Origin of the sequence: Pseudomonas mendocina, from assembly GCF_900636545.1 — a bacterium.
Classification (GTDB): Bacteria; Pseudomonadota; Gammaproteobacteria; order Pseudomonadales; family Pseudomonadaceae; genus Aquipseudomonas; species Aquipseudomonas mendocina.
Map to the genome: position 1 here is coordinate 213,587 of NZ_LR134290.1, position 13,526 is coordinate 227,112.

The window sequence follows — 13,526 nt, forward strand, 5'->3', positions numbered from 1 at the left end:
CGTGTCGATCTTTCGTCCTGGTTTCGCCCCTCACGGACGACTCACTTTCTTTGCTTGTGCAAAGAAAGTAAGCAAAGAAACACACCCCTGCATACGGCCCCGGCTGCGCCGGGGTTCCCTCGCTCTATCACCGCTCCAGGGGCACGCCGTGAAGGGCCATCCCTGGCCCATCACGGCTCTCGCGACATCCATGTCGCTCAACCCCTTCCACGGCGATTCCACTCGGCCTCCTGAAGGGGACTTGGGCGGTGTCTGTACCATCGCAGTTGAAGAGCAAAAGCCAAACGCTACCGACTTTGATCTTCCGGAGATTTCGCAAGCTCGCGACCCGATCCCCTTCAGGAGGCCGAGCGGAGGTGTTGCGTAGGGGGACGAGCCGCATGGATGCGGCGAGAGGCTTAATGGGCCAGGGATGGCCCATGTAAGCCGGCCCCCGGAGCAGCGCCGGAGCGAGGGAAGTTTCGCGTAGCGAAACCCGGATGTCGGGGTGCCCTTCTTTGGCACACCTTTCTTGGGCAAGCAAGAAAGGTGTGGCGCCCGTAAGGGGCGCAACCCAAACGCTCAGTACACGCGGTAATGGATAGTGCTAAGTCAGTAAGCGGTACGCACACAAACTTGCCAGTCCAGTATCAACCCGCCTTTCACCAAAGCGCCTTTCTCTGCCAAAGCGAAACGTCGCCGACGTTCATTTAACTGTCACATTCGTTTCATACAGTGTTCACGTGGCCTGCAGATACTTGGGCCCGTTCCATCCAACACAACACTATCTGCTAGGAGCAAGGCATGAAACTGAAGCGTTTGATGGCGGCCCTGACTTTCGCCGCCGCTGGCGTAAGCGCCGTATCTGCTGTAGCCGCCGTCGACCCGGCTCTGCCGACCTATGAAAAGACTTCCGGTGTATCGGGCAACCTGTCCAGCGTCGGTTCCGACTCGCTGGCCAACCTGATGACCCTGTGGGCAGAAGAGTTCAAGAAGAACTACCCCAACGTCAACATCCAGATCCAGGCTGCCGGTTCCTCCACTGCGCCACCCGCGCTGACCGAAGGTACCGCCAACATGGGGCCGATGAGCCGTCCGATGAAGGACAGCGAGATCCAGGCCTTCGAAGAGAAGTACGGCTACAAGCCGACCGCCGTTCCGGTGGCCATCGATGCCCTGGCCGTGTTCGTGCACAAGGACAACCCGATCAAGTCGCTGACCATGCAACAGGTCGACGCGATCTTCTCCAGCACCCGTCTGTGCGGTGAAGACAAGGACCTGAAAACCTGGGGTGACGTTGGCCTGACCGGCGAGTGGGCGAGCAAGCCGATCCAGCTGTTCGGTCGTAACTCGGTATCCGGCACTTACGGTTACTTCAAGGAAGAAGCCCTGTGCAAAGGTGACTTCAAATCCAACGTCAACGAGCAGCCGGGTTCGGCTTCCGTGGTGCAGTCGATCTCCAGCACCCTGAACGCCATCGGTTACTCGGGCATCGGTTACAAGACCTCCAGCGTTCGCGCTGTGCCGCTGGTCGACAAGACCGGTCAGGTCGAAGAGGCCAACGAAACCAACGCGCTGTCCGGCAAGTACCCGCTGGCTCGCTTCTTCTACGTCTACCTGAACAAGGCACCGAACCAGCCGCTGAGCCCGCTGGACGCCGAGTTCGTCAAGCTGGTGCTGTCCAAGCAGGGTCAGGAAGTGGTGGTCAAGGACGGTTACATCCCGCTGCCGTCGAAAGTGGTCGAGAAGACCATGAAGGAACTGGGCCTGTAATTGCAGCGCCTGACGATGTCGGCCGGCTGATTCGCATCTGACGGTCGAGAGCGCCCACCACTCCAGAGAGTGGTGGGCTTCGTCATGTCAGGCGACTGTAACCTTTCTGTCATACAAGCTCGCTAGATTGACAAGCCTGGACAGCCCTATGCGCTGCCTTGAGCCCGCGCAGAGACTTCTCGCATGAATGACTTGGCAAACGAATCCGTGAATCGCTCACAGAATCCCCTGGGGATCGATTTCAACACCCCCGCCCTGCAACGCAAGCGCCGCCTGCGTGCCCTCAAGGACCGCATGGCGCGTTGGTACGTCTCCATTGGCGGGTTGGCGGTGCTCGGTGCCATCACCCTGATCTTCTTCTACCTTGCCCACGTCGTGCTGCCCATGTTCCAAGGGGCCGAGCTGCAGGCGCGCAAGGTGCAACAACCGGCCTGGCTGGCCGAGGCGCACACGCCGCTGCTGCTGGCGGTCGAAGAGCAGAACCAGGTCGCCATGCGCCTGGACAATGCCGGAGCCATACAGTTTTTCGAACTCAAGAGCGGCGAAGCGCTGCAGCGCACGCAGCTGCCGCTGCCGGCTGGCGTCAGCGTCGCTTCCGTCGGCCAGGATCAGCCCGGTAGCCGCCGCGTGGTGCTCGGTCTGTCCAACGGCCAGGCGCTGGTGATCCAGCACAATTACAAAATCACCTACCCGGACAACGTGCGCACCATCGCGCCACAGATCGACTATCCCTACGGCGAGGCGCCAATCGAGATCGACCCGCAGGGTCGTCCGCTCGAGCATGTTGCCGTCAATCTCAACGGCGGCACGCTGATGCTGGCCGGTTCCACCGGCAACGAACTGCACCTGATCAGCCTCGGCCGTGAAGAAAACCTGTTCACCGGTGAAGTGAACGTCAGCGAAGAGCGCATCAACCTGCCGCAGATCGGCGAACCGATCAGCCAGCTGATTCTCGACCCGCGGCAGATGTGGCTGTACGTGTTCAACGGCGATTCCAGCGCCGATGTCTTCGACCTGCGCAAACGTAGCCTCAATGGTCGCTACGAACTGCTCAAGGATGCTTCCAACAGTGTGACCAGCGCCACCAGCCTGCTCGGCGGCATCTCGATCATGATCGGTGACGCCAAGGGCGGCATCCAGCAGTGGTTCATGGTCCGCGACAAGGATGGCAAGTCCACCTTCCAGTCGATCCGCAGCTTCCAGCTGGGCGACAGCGCGATCACCCAGATTCTGCCCGAGGAGCGTCGCAAGGGCTTCATGGCGCTGGATGCCGATGGCCGTCTGGGCGTCTTCCACAGCACCGCGCACCGTACTCTGCTCAAGCAGCAGGTCGCCGAAGGCAGCGCCATCGCTGCTCTGTCGCCACGCGCCACGCGTGTGCTGGTGGAGTCGGACGGCAAGCTGCAGCGTTTCGTGGTAGACAACCCGCACCCGGAAATTTCCTGGAGCTCGCTGTGGGGCAAGGTCTGGTACGAAAGCTACCCGGAGCCTGACTACGTCTGGCAATCGACCTCTGCCAACACCGACTTCGAAGCCAAGCTGAGCCTCTCGCCGCTAGCTTTCGGTACCCTCAAGGCTGCTTTCTACGCCATGCTCCTGGCCGCTCCGCTGGCCGTTGCCGCGGCGATCTACACCGCCTACTTCATGGCGCCGCGCATGCGTACCAAGGTCAAGCCGGTGATCGAACTGATGGAGGCGCTGCCGACGGTGATCCTCGGTTTCTTCGCCGGTCTGTTCCTCGCGCCGTTCCTGGAGAACCACCTACCCGGCATCTTCAGCCTGTTGTTGCTGACGCCAGTGGGTATCCTGCTGTTCGGTTTCCTCTGGACCAAGCTACCTGACTCCGTGCGCCACCGTGTTCCCGAGGGCTGGGAAGCAGCGCTGCTGATTCCGGTGGTGATCGCCGTGGGCTGGTTCTCCATCGCCGTCAGTGGTCATCTGGAAAACTGGCTGTTCGGCGGCAACATGCGCCTGTGGCTGTCCAACGACCTGGGCATTCCCTTCGACCAGCGCAACGCGCTGGTGGTGGGCCTGGCGATGGGCTTCGCGGTAATCCCTAACATCTATTCGATTGCCGAAGATGCCGTGTTCAGCGTCCCCAAGAGCCTGACCTTCGGCTCCCTGGCCCTCGGTGCCACGCCCTGGCAGACCCTGACCCGCGTGGTGATCCTCACTGCCAGCCCGGGCATCTTCTCGGCGCTGATGATCGGCATGGGCCGCGCCGTCGGCGAGACCATGATCGTGCTGATGGCCACTGGCAACACGCCGATCATGGACGTCAACATCTTCGAAGGCATGCGCACCCTGGCGGCCAACGTCGCCGTGGAAATGCCCGAGTCGGAAGTTGGCGGTACCCACTACCGCGTGCTCTTCCTGGCGGCTTTGGTGTTGCTGATGTTCACCTTCGTGATGAACACCCTGGCCGAGCTGATCCGTCAGCGCCTGCGCACCAAGTATTCGAGCCTATAAAACATGCCTGCGCAGCAGGCCAACTGATGACCCTCTCCCATTCTTGGGAGAGGGTGCCCCGAAGGGGCGGGAGAGGGTCGTGCAGGCGCGTGCCCAAGCCCTCTCCCCGGCCCCTCTCCCGCAAGCGGGAGAGGGGAGGTAAAGAACGATTTCATTCAAGGTGTGATGCCGTGAAACAGAACAACCTGAAATCCTGGTACAAGAGCGGCGCTCCGGGCGTGTGGATGAGCGGTGGCGCAGTCGCCATCGCCATCATCATGACCCTCGGGCTGCTGGCGGTAATCGCCACCCGTGGTCTCGGCCATTTCTGGCCGGCGGATATCCTCGAAGCCGACTACCAGGTGCCTGGTCAGGAAGCGCGAGTGATGCTGGGTGAGGTGGTGCAGGTCGAGGAAGTGCCACGCGCGCGCCTCGCCGCAGCCGGCCTGCCGGTCGCCGCGGAAGGCGGCGAATTCATGACCCGCGAGCTGATGAAAGTGGGTAACCGCGAACTGTTCGGCGCTGATTTCACCTGGGTGGTCGGCGAGTGGCTGAGCAACCCGCGCAAGCCGGCCGACATCACCGTGCTGGAGCGCCGCGAGTGGGGCAACTTCTACGGCAATCTGGTCAACGTCAAGGAAAGCGGGCAGGTCGTGGCCGAAGGTGCAGCCGCCTGGTCGGCCTTGCAGGAGCGCCTGGATCGCGTCGATGACCTGCATGCGCAACTGGTGCGCCTGGAGAAGCGTGACATCGGCCGCATCAACCACGGTCTGGAGCGCATTCGCCTGGAAGGCCGCAAACTGCAATTGCAGGACAAGCTCGACGCTGCCGCGCAAGCGGACATGGACGCCCGCCGCGATGCCCTGAACGCCGAGTACAAGGTGCTCGAAGAGCGCATGGTGGCGCTGACTCAGCAGATCAACCGCGACAGCGTGACCCTGAGTGCCAGCGATGGCCGACAGACCGAGATCGCTCTCGGCAAGATCGTTCGAGCCTTCCGCCCGAACGCCATGGGCACGGTCGACAAGCTCGGCTTCTACGCCATGAAACTGTGGGAATTCGTCAGTGACGAACCGCGTGAGGCCAACACCGAAGGCGGCATCTTCCCGGCCATCTTCGGCACCGTACTGATGGTCATGCTGATGGCGGTGATCGTCACCCCGTTCGGCGTGATCGCCGCAGTGTACCTGCGTGAATACGCGCATCAGGGTGCACTGACCCGGGTGATCCGCATCGCGGTGAACAACCTGGCCGGCGTGCCTTCGATCGTCTACGGCGTGTTCGGTCTGGGCTTCTTCGTCTACGTGCTGGGCGGCTCGATCGACCAGCTGTTCTTCCCCGAGTCCGCACCGGCGCCGACCTTCGGTACACCGGGCCTGATGTGGGCCTCGCTGACCCTGGCGATCCTGACGCTGCCGGTGGTCATCGTTGCCACCGAGGAAGGCCTGGCGCGGATTCCGCGTGCCGTACGTGAAGGCTCGCTGGCGCTTGGCGCGACCAAGGCCGAGACGTTGTGGAAGGTGGTCATCCCGATGGCCAGCCCGGCGATGATGACCGGCCTGATCCTGGCCGTGGCACGCGCCGCCGGCGAGGTGGCGCCGCTGATGCTGGTGGGTGTGGTGAAGCTGGCGCCGACCCTGCCGCTCAATGGCAACTACCCGTACCTGCATCTCGATCAGAAGATCATGCACCTGGGCTTCCACATCTACGACGTCGGCTTCCAGAGCCCCAACGTCGAGGCTGCGCGCCCGCTGGTTTACGCCACGGCGCTGCTGCTGGTGATCGTCATCGCCCTGCTCAACCTGACCGCGGTCTATATCCGTAACCACCTGCGCGAGAAGTACAAGGCGCTGGATCACTAACGCAGCTACGAGTCGCGCACCGCCGGTGCGCAGCTTGCAGCTTGTAGCTACGAACGGAGTGAGTTTATGCAACACGAAACCCATACCCACGGTATCGACCTGGCCGCACTCGGCCGCGACAAGCAGAGCTTGAGCCTGGCCAACGAGACCACGGCCATCGCCGTACCGGGCCTGAACCTGTACTACGGCCAGAAGCAGGCCCTGTTCGACGTCAAGATGGATATCCCCAAGCAGCGTGTGACCGCCTTCATCGGCCCGTCCGGCTGCGGCAAGTCGACCCTGCTGCGTACCTTCAACCGCATGAACGACCTGGTCGACGGTTGCCGTGTGGAAGGCGAGATCAACATCGACGGCCGCAACATCTACCGCAAGGGTGAGGACGTCGCCGAGCTGCGCCGCCGCGTCGGTATGGTGTTCCAGAAGCCCAACCCCTTCCCCAAGAGCATCTACGAGAACGTGGTGTACGGCCTGCGCATCCAGGGCATCAACAGCAAGCGCGTGCTCGACGAGGCCGTGGAGTGGGCGCTGAAGAGCGCGGCGCTGTGGGACGAGGTCAAGGACCGTTTGCACGATTCGGCGCTGGGCCTGTCCGGCGGTCAGCAGCAGCGTCTGGTGATTGCCCGTACCGTTGCGGTGCAGCCGGAAGTGCTGCTGCTCGACGAACCCTGCTCGGCCCTCGACCCGATCTCCACGCTGAAGGTCGAAGAGCTGATCTACGAGCTCAAGAGCAAGTACACCATCGTCATTGTGACCCACAACATGCAGCAGGCGGCGCGCGTCTCCGACTACACCGCGTTCATGTACATGGGCAAGCTGATCGAGTTCGGCGACACCGACACCCTGTTCACCAACCCGGCCAAGAAGCAGACAGAAGACTACATCACCGGTCGCTATGGCTGATGGCCATGTCAGAGGTCGCTGGACTGCGTCGGCGGAACTTGCCGTACTACCTGTACTGTCTGCGTTCCGCCTCCTTGCCCAGCACCCTCTGCCAAAGCCCATCCCTTAACAACCAGTAGGGTGCGCGGCGCGCACCATGGCCATCCAAGCCGGCAGCTTTCGCGGAGCGAAACATGATAAACAAAGACAACCTTACCCAGCACATCTCCCAGCAATTCAACGCCGAGCTGGAAGAGGTGCGCAGCCACCTGCTGGCCATGGGCGGCCTGGTGGAAAAGCAGGTCAACGATGCCGTCACCGCGCTGATCGAGGCCGATTCCGGCCTGGCCCAGCAGGTGCGCGAGATCGACGACCAGATCAACCAGATGGAGCGCAACATCGACGAGGAATGCGTACGCATCCTCGCCCGTCGCCAGCCGGCTGCCTCCGACCTGCGTCTGATCATCAGCATCTCCAAATCGGTGATCGACCTCGAGCGCATCGGCGACGAGTCGACAAAAATCGCCAAGCGCGCCATCCAGCTGTGCGAAGAGGGCGAGTCGCCGCGTGGTTACGTCGAGGTTCGTCATATCGGTGATCAGGTGCGCAAGATGGTGCAGGAGGCACTGGACGCCTTCGCTCGCTTCGATGCCGACCTGGCCCTGTCGGTGGCGCAGTACGACAAGACCGTCGACCGCGAGTACAAGACCGCGTTGCGTGAACTGGTGACTTTCATGATGGAAGATCCGCGTTCGATCTCCCGCGTGCTCAACGTGATCTGGGCGCTTCGCTCGCTGGAGCGCATCGGCGATCATGCGCGCAACATCGCCGAACTGGTGATCTACCTGGTGCGTGGCACCGATGTGCGCCACATCGGCCTGACTCGCATGCGTGAAGAGGTCGAGGGCAAGTCCAAGGACTGATGCCTGCTTGATGCCGACGGCCCGGGCTTTCCCGGGCCGTTTTGTTTGCGCGATTTGTTGTGTGTCCGGCGTTTTTCCGTTGGCCTTAGGCCACTGGCCATGACTATGCTTACTGCCATTCGTACAGGAGTGGCCGATGAGCAAAGTCAGTGTGCTGGTGGTGGATGACGCGACCTTTATCCGTGATCTGGTCAAGAAAGGGCTGCGCGATAATTTCCCCGGCGTACAGATCGAGGAAGCGATCAACGGCCGCAAGGCCCAGCAGATGTTGAGCCGTCAGGTCGTCGACCTGATCCTCTGTGACTGGGAAATGCCGGAGATGTCCGGCCTCGAGCTGCTGACCTGGTGCCGCGAGCAGGACAACCTGAAAACCACGCCCTTCATCATGGTCACCAGCCGCGGTGACAAGGAGAACGTGGTGCAGGCGATCCAGGCGGGTGTCTCCGACTACATCGGCAAGCCCTTCTCCAACGAGCAACTGGTGACCAAGGTGAAGAAGGCGCTGAGCCGCGCCGGCAAGCTGCAGGCCCTGGCCGCCAGCGCCCCGCCTAAGATGCTCAGCACCGGCGGCTTTGCCAACGATTCGCTGGCCGCGCTCACCGGTGGCAAGGCCGAAGTGGTCAAACCCAGCGCTCCCGCGCCGTCAGCCGCCGCTCCTGCTGCTGCCAGCACCGCGCCTGCCACGGCGGCACCCGCTGCCGCCAGCAAGCCGCCGGCCGGTCGTGGTCAGGGCCAGTTGCGTCTACCGAACGGCAGCATGGCTTGTGTGATCAAGGCACTGAGCCTCAAGGAGGCGCTTTTGGTGGTCAAGCGTACCGAGCAGTTGCCGCAGGTGCTGGAGAGCGCGGTGCTCGACCTGGAGCAGGGCGAGGCAGCGGAAACTGCACGCCTCAACGGCTACCTGCACGCTGTAGCGGCATTCGAGCCCAAACCCGATAGCGAATGGCTGCAGCTGACGTTCCGTTTCGTCGACCGCGACCCGCAGAAGCTCGACTACCTGTCACGGCTGATCGCCCGCGGCACTGCGCAAAAGCATTTCAGCCCAGGCGCCTGATGGCGCCATCCGCTCTGCGAATCAGTGGAAACCTGCCCTGTGCCGACCGGCGGCGGTGAGCCGGTTCACAGCCTGACGGCCGGTACCTCGCATGTGCCGTGCCGCGCTGCTAGTCTTCCTAACCCGGATATCAAAAAGCCATAAGATCCGAGTCGTTATGCTAGGGCGTCTGATCATTTTCTGCAGTCTGCTGGTCTTTTGCGGCCAGGCCGCTGCGCTGACCATCTACAAGTACGTCGACAAGAACGGCGTGGTGACCTATAGCGACCAGGCCGCGCCTGGCGCGCAGGTGTTCGTGTTCAACGATCGCATGGTCGAGCGCCTGGACAACCAGGTGAAGCTGGAGACCAAGAAGCACGAAGCCGGTGAAACCCTGCTGATTCGCAACGACCTCTATGCCCCGGTGGAAATCGAGCTGAAGCTGGAGCAGGTTCAGAACGCCGTCGGCGCGCCGGACAAGCCGATTCGTTGGGTACTGCCGCCACGCAGCAACATCCGCCTGGCTACGCTCACCGCACAGGATGCATCGAAACCGCTGCGCTACAAACCGAAGCTGCGTTATGCCCTCGGCGATCCACGCCTGCAGCCGAGCATCCATCGTTACCCGCTGCCCTGGCGCGGCGGCCCTTTCCGTCAGACCCAGGGCGCCAATGGCACCTATAGCCACTTCACAGCCAAGGGCCGTTACGCGGTGGATATCGCCATGCCCGAGGGCACGCCCATCGTCGCTGCGCGCAGCGGCGTGGTAGTGAAGACCGAGAACCAGCAGAGCGGCCGAGGCAACAACCCTGCCGGCAACTTCGTGCGCATCCTTCACGACGACGGCACCATGGGAGTCTACCTGCACCTGATGAAGGGATCGGTCAGCGTGCGCGAGGGCCAGCGCGTGGAAACCGGCAGCCTGCTGGCGCGCTCGGGCAACACCGGCAACAGTACCGGCCCGCACCTGCACTTCGTCGTGCAGCGCAATGTGGGGCTGGCGGTCGAGTCCATCCCCTTCAACTTCCGTCAGCCGGTCAACAGCCTGCCCAACTTCGCGGTCGGCGGCGAGTAAGCGGCAGGTGTTGGAAGGTTTTAGCTGCGCTTGCCCAGGTCGCGGGCTGAAGCCCCTCCCACGGTTCGATGCGCTCTTCCCTGCCTGTAGGAGCGGATTTATCCGCGATCAGGGTTTGCAGTGTTGTCCGCCGTATCGCGGCTGAAGCCGCTCCTACAGATCGCGGTTGCAGCTCCTTCCTCAATGCCTTCCCGCGCCTCGCGGCATCTCTCTGCTCAGGCCATTACTGCACTGATTTCCCCGCATTTCACTTAAGCCAGGGCGCCGCTGTGTCGTCTGTGTAAGAAGCACGTCCGCCTTCTGCGCGACGCGGGCGGAAGTCGGCCTTCCGCCTGTCGTTAGCCACCCGGCGAGCGGAAAGGATCTTTCACCTGGCGGAACGCCTAAACCCTTCTATATCAAGGGTTTCAGCTGTTGGCACCGCTATTGCTATCTCACAGGAAAACGGGTGTCCGACTATGGCTATCGATTCAGATTACGTTCAAAGCATGGCGACCCAGCTGGCCCAGTATGAAGTTCAGGGCCAACTGGCCAAGGCCAACCGTAACCAGGCGGCATACAAGGCGCAGCTATCTGCCTTGACCGCCCTGGATACAGCGCTGAAGACTTTCAAGAGTGCTGCCAGCGGTCTCAAGCTGGCCGGCAGCAGCATGTTGGTCAACAGCGCCAGTTTCAGCCAGGAGAGCTATGCCACCGCTACGGTGAGCAGCAAGGCGGTGGCCGGCAGTTACGATTTCTTCGTCCAGCAACTGGCCAGTAAAAGCCAGGTTGCCCTGCAAGGTCTGCAGGACGGTAATCTCGGTAGCGGTAGCCTGACCATTGGCCTGGGCAGTGGCTCGTTCAACATTGATCTCAGCTCCGTTGCGACGCTCGACGAACTGGCCAAGGCCATCAACAGCGCCGCCGACAACGAGGGGGTGAAGGCGACGCTGGTGCGCAGCAATGGCCAGGTCAACCTGGTGCTCACCAGCGAGAAGACCGGCGCCGACCAGGCCATCAGCCTGAATGCCAGCGGCAACACCGCTTTCGAGGGCGCGGTGAGTGGGCGTCAGGAGCTGTCCGTGGCCAAGGACGCCATCGTCCGCCTTGGCGGCGAGGGCGGCATCGAGCTGACCAGCACCAGCAACACTTTCGATAACGTCATCGATGGTGTCAGCCTGACCTTCAACAAGGCGCACAAGAGCGGCGATACACCGCTGACCATGGAAGTCGGCCAGGATCAGAAGGCCACCAAGGAGAAGGCGCAGACCTTCGTCACCGCCTTCAACGCGTTGATGACCAGTTTCGACTCGCTCACTGCCAGCGGTGGCGAGAGCGGCGGTCGCGGTGCCTTGGCCGGTGATGCCAGCGTGCGAGCCATCGAGGGCATGCTCAACCAGTTGGTGCGTACATCCTTTGGCGGTGCGAGCCTCACCGAGTTTGGCATCACCGCTGATCGCAACGGCAAGCTGACCATCGACAACGCTCGCTTTGAAAAGGCAGTGGCAGCTAACCCGGAAGGCTTCGAAAAGCTCTTCACCGACAAGGGCAACCTGCTCGATACCCTGGACAAGAACCTGGCGGCCTACACCAGCAGCGCCGGCGGCCTGCTGACCAACCGCAAGGACACCCTCAATACCCAGCTGCGCCGTGTCGATCAACAGCTCGACACTATCCAGAAGCAGTATGACTCCTACTACGCCCGCTATCTCCGCCAGTACACCGGTCTCATGCAGACCATGGCGGCGATGGAGCAGACCTACGGAATGTTCTGATGAGTGCCTACAACCTCAACGAAAGTTACGACAGCTACCGCACCGTGGATCTCGAGGCGCGTGCCGCCGCCGCCTCGCCATACGAGCTGGTACTGGTGCTGTTCGACGGCCTGCTCGATGAGCTGGCGCGCGCCCGCGGCCACATCGAGGCCAAGCGGTACCAGCAGAAGGGCCAGTCTCTGGAGAAGTGTCTGAACATTCTCAACGGCCTCAATGGCGCCCTTGATTACGAGAACGGCGGCGAGCTGGTGCAGGGGCTGGCGCGGCTTTACGACTACTGCATCTATCGCCTCTCCGACGTCAGCGTCAGCCTGTCGCTGGAAGGCCTGGACGAAGTGGTCGGGCTCCTCGGTGTGTTGCGCGAGGGCTGGGAAGGCGTGAATGCAACGCACAAGTGAACTGCGCGCGCTGCAGCAACTGCACGCCCAGTTGGCAGAGGCGTTGGAGCAAGGCGACTGGACGCGGATCGGCGAGATCGATTCGGTGATCCGCTCCTGCCTGCAACTGCTGGCCGGGTTGCCGAGCGTCAGCGATGAGGTGCTTGAGGCCAAGGAGCAGCTGCGAAAGCTGCACGAGCAGGCACGCATCGCCTGCGCAGAGGAATGCGAGCGGGTGCGTCGGTTGTTGCTGACGCATCTGGAGTACGCCGAAGGGCGTAGCGCTTACATGCGCGTCGACCTGTACCAAGCCGGGAGATAAAGGGTGCTGCAACTGATCAATGCCAATGCTCGGCTTAGCTCGAGCGGCTCCGCTGAGCAAACGCTGCCGTCGGGTTTCGCCCAGGCGGGCAGCGCCGATGATGCGACCCGGTCGTTCGATCAGCAGATGGCCGTGCAGGGCTTCGCCGCTGCTGATGTGCAAGCGTTGCACACTGCAAGCATCACGCCCGAGGCCATCCACGTCAGCGAGGCGGATGCCGAGCAGTGGCTGGCCAGTGTGCTGGGGCAACAGGCCGTGCGCATCGAGGCGCGTGAAGCGCCGGAGGCAGAGCAGGACCCGCAAGTACGTGAGGAGCAGGCCGAGCCAGTCGAGCAGACTGCCGCGTTGCCTGCAGCGGTTATTAGCCAGACGCCAACACCGCCTCGTGAGCAGCAACTGCCGGCGGATACGTCGCGCGCCGCCAATGCTGCGGTGCTCAGCCAGTCGCCATCGGCAGTCGCAGAACCCGTGGCAGCGGCGAGGCCTCTGATGGCCGCCGAGGTCGCGCCGACGGCTGCCTCGCCACTGGTGATGGATGAAGTCATCGAGGCGAGGGTCACCGAGCGCCTGCCGAGCGGCACCACGGACAGCGACAAGGCGACGCCGGGCACTGCTACCTCCACTTCGGCCCCTACTGCGCCGCTGGCCGCTGAGCGTCCGCTCAAGTTGCATGCACCGCAGGCGCAGTGGGGCGAGCAGATGCTGGCCAGCCTGCGTGAGCATGTCGATCTGCAGATCAATCAGCGCATTCAGAACGCCACCATCCGCCTCGATCCGCCGGAGCTGGGCAGCCTGGAGATTTTCCTCAGCCACGAGTCCGGGCGCCTCAGTGTGCAGCTGTCCGCGGCCAATGCCGATGTGGCGCGCCTGCTACAGCAGACCAGCGAGCGCCTGCGCCAGGAACTGGTGGGGCAGAACTTCGTGCAGGTCAACGTGCAGGTGTCCGCTGATGCTCAGGGTGGCCGCCAGCAGCAACAGGCGCAGGCTCAGGCCTGGCGTATCGAGGACGAGGTGGCTGCCGCCGCCGCGTTGCCGGTCGGCGGCGAGCCTGGCGCTGCGAAATCGTCCAGCGATGTGCTGGTCACCGTTTAATTTCCCGTT

11 protein-coding genes are annotated in these 13,526 nt (G+C 62.6%); all 11 read left to right on the top strand.

Going from position 1 to position 13,526, the window contains the following annotated elements:
- The first annotated feature begins 783 nt into the window (after positions 1-783).
- The 11 genes from EL191_RS01005 (at position 784) to EL191_RS01055 (ending at position 13,517) form a co-directional block, all read left to right on the top strand.
- Positions 784-1,752: a PstS family phosphate ABC transporter substrate-binding protein gene (locus EL191_RS01005; protein WP_041975899.1), complete on the top strand. Its 969-nt coding sequence runs from the start codon at positions 784-786 to the stop codon at positions 1,750-1,752.
- A gap of 183 nt (positions 1,753-1,935) precedes the next feature.
- Positions 1,936-4,221 carry an ABC transporter permease subunit gene (locus EL191_RS01010; RefSeq protein WP_041769313.1) on the top strand — a complete coding sequence of 762 codons (2,286 nt, stop codon included), beginning with the start codon at positions 1,936-1,938 and terminating at the stop codon, positions 4,219-4,221.
- A gap of 170 nt (positions 4,222-4,391) precedes the next feature.
- Positions 4,392-6,062: a phosphate ABC transporter permease PstA gene (pstA, locus tag EL191_RS01015; RefSeq protein ID WP_041975901.1), complete on the top strand. Its 1,671-nt coding sequence runs from the start codon at positions 4,392-4,394 to the stop codon at positions 6,060-6,062.
- 66 nt (positions 6,063-6,128) lie between these two features.
- On the top strand, positions 6,129-6,962 hold the full coding sequence (gene pstB, locus EL191_RS01020; protein ID WP_013713351.1) for a phosphate ABC transporter ATP-binding protein PstB: 834 nt from the start codon (positions 6,129-6,131) through the stop codon (positions 6,960-6,962).
- A gap of 173 nt (positions 6,963-7,135) precedes the next feature.
- The gene (gene phoU, locus EL191_RS01025; protein WP_013713353.1) at positions 7,136-7,864 is read left to right on the top strand and encodes a phosphate signaling complex protein PhoU; all 729 of its coding nucleotides are present in this window, start codon (positions 7,136-7,138) and stop codon (positions 7,862-7,864) included.
- 136 nt (positions 7,865-8,000) lie between these two features.
- Positions 8,001-8,918, top strand: a complete 918-nt coding sequence (locus EL191_RS01030; protein ID WP_041975903.1) for a response regulator — start codon at positions 8,001-8,003, stop codon at positions 8,916-8,918.
- 157 nt (positions 8,919-9,075) lie between these two features.
- Positions 9,076-9,972, top strand: coding sequence for a peptidoglycan DD-metalloendopeptidase family protein (locus EL191_RS01035; RefSeq protein ID WP_013713355.1), 897 nt, complete (start codon positions 9,076-9,078; stop codon positions 9,970-9,972).
- A gap of 458 nt (positions 9,973-10,430) precedes the next feature.
- The gene (gene fliD / locus EL191_RS01040; RefSeq protein ID WP_041975905.1) at positions 10,431-11,726 is read left to right on the top strand and encodes a flagellar filament capping protein FliD; all 1,296 of its coding nucleotides are present in this window, start codon (positions 10,431-10,433) and stop codon (positions 11,724-11,726) included.
- Positions 11,726-12,124 carry a flagellar export chaperone FliS gene (gene fliS, locus EL191_RS01045; RefSeq protein ID WP_013713357.1) on the top strand — a complete coding sequence of 133 codons (399 nt, stop codon included), beginning with the start codon at positions 11,726-11,728 and terminating at the stop codon, positions 12,122-12,124. The genes fliD and fliS overlap by 1 nt, the downstream gene beginning before the upstream one ends.
- On the top strand, positions 12,108-12,425 hold the full coding sequence (locus EL191_RS01050; RefSeq protein WP_017361133.1) for a hypothetical protein: 318 nt from the start codon (positions 12,108-12,110) through the stop codon (positions 12,423-12,425). Before fliS ends, EL191_RS01050 begins: the two co-directional genes overlap by 17 nt.
- A gap of 3 nt (positions 12,426-12,428) precedes the next feature.
- Positions 12,429-13,517: a flagellar hook-length control protein FliK gene (locus EL191_RS01055; RefSeq protein WP_041975907.1), complete on the top strand. Its 1,089-nt coding sequence runs from the start codon at positions 12,429-12,431 to the stop codon at positions 13,515-13,517.
- The last annotated feature ends 9 nt before the right edge of the window (positions 13,518-13,526 follow it).

Excerpts from the sequence above, each read along its gene's own strand:
- EL191_RS01005 (WP_041975899.1), top strand. The coding sequence starts at position 784 with ATGAAACTGAAGCGTTTGATGGCGGCCCTGACTTTCGCCGCCGCTGGC.
- EL191_RS01010 (WP_041769313.1), top strand. The coding sequence starts at position 1,936 with ATGAATGACTTGGCAAACGAATCCGTGAATCGCTCACAGAATCCCCTG.
- pstB (WP_013713351.1), top strand. The coding sequence starts at position 6,129 with ATGCAACACGAAACCCATACCCACGGTATCGACCTGGCCGCACTCGGC.
- phoU (WP_013713353.1), top strand. The coding sequence starts at position 7,136 with ATGATAAACAAAGACAACCTTACCCAGCACATCTCCCAGCAATTCAAC.
- EL191_RS01030 (WP_041975903.1), top strand. The coding sequence starts at position 8,001 with ATGAGCAAAGTCAGTGTGCTGGTGGTGGATGACGCGACCTTTATCCGT.
- EL191_RS01035 (WP_013713355.1), top strand. The coding sequence starts at position 9,076 with ATGCTAGGGCGTCTGATCATTTTCTGCAGTCTGCTGGTCTTTTGCGGC.
- fliD (WP_041975905.1), top strand. The coding sequence starts at position 10,431 with ATGGCTATCGATTCAGATTACGTTCAAAGCATGGCGACCCAGCTGGCC.
- fliS (WP_013713357.1), top strand. The coding sequence starts at position 11,726 with ATGAGTGCCTACAACCTCAACGAAAGTTACGACAGCTACCGCACCGTG.
- EL191_RS01050 (WP_017361133.1), top strand. The coding sequence starts at position 12,108 with ATGCAACGCACAAGTGAACTGCGCGCGCTGCAGCAACTGCACGCCCAG.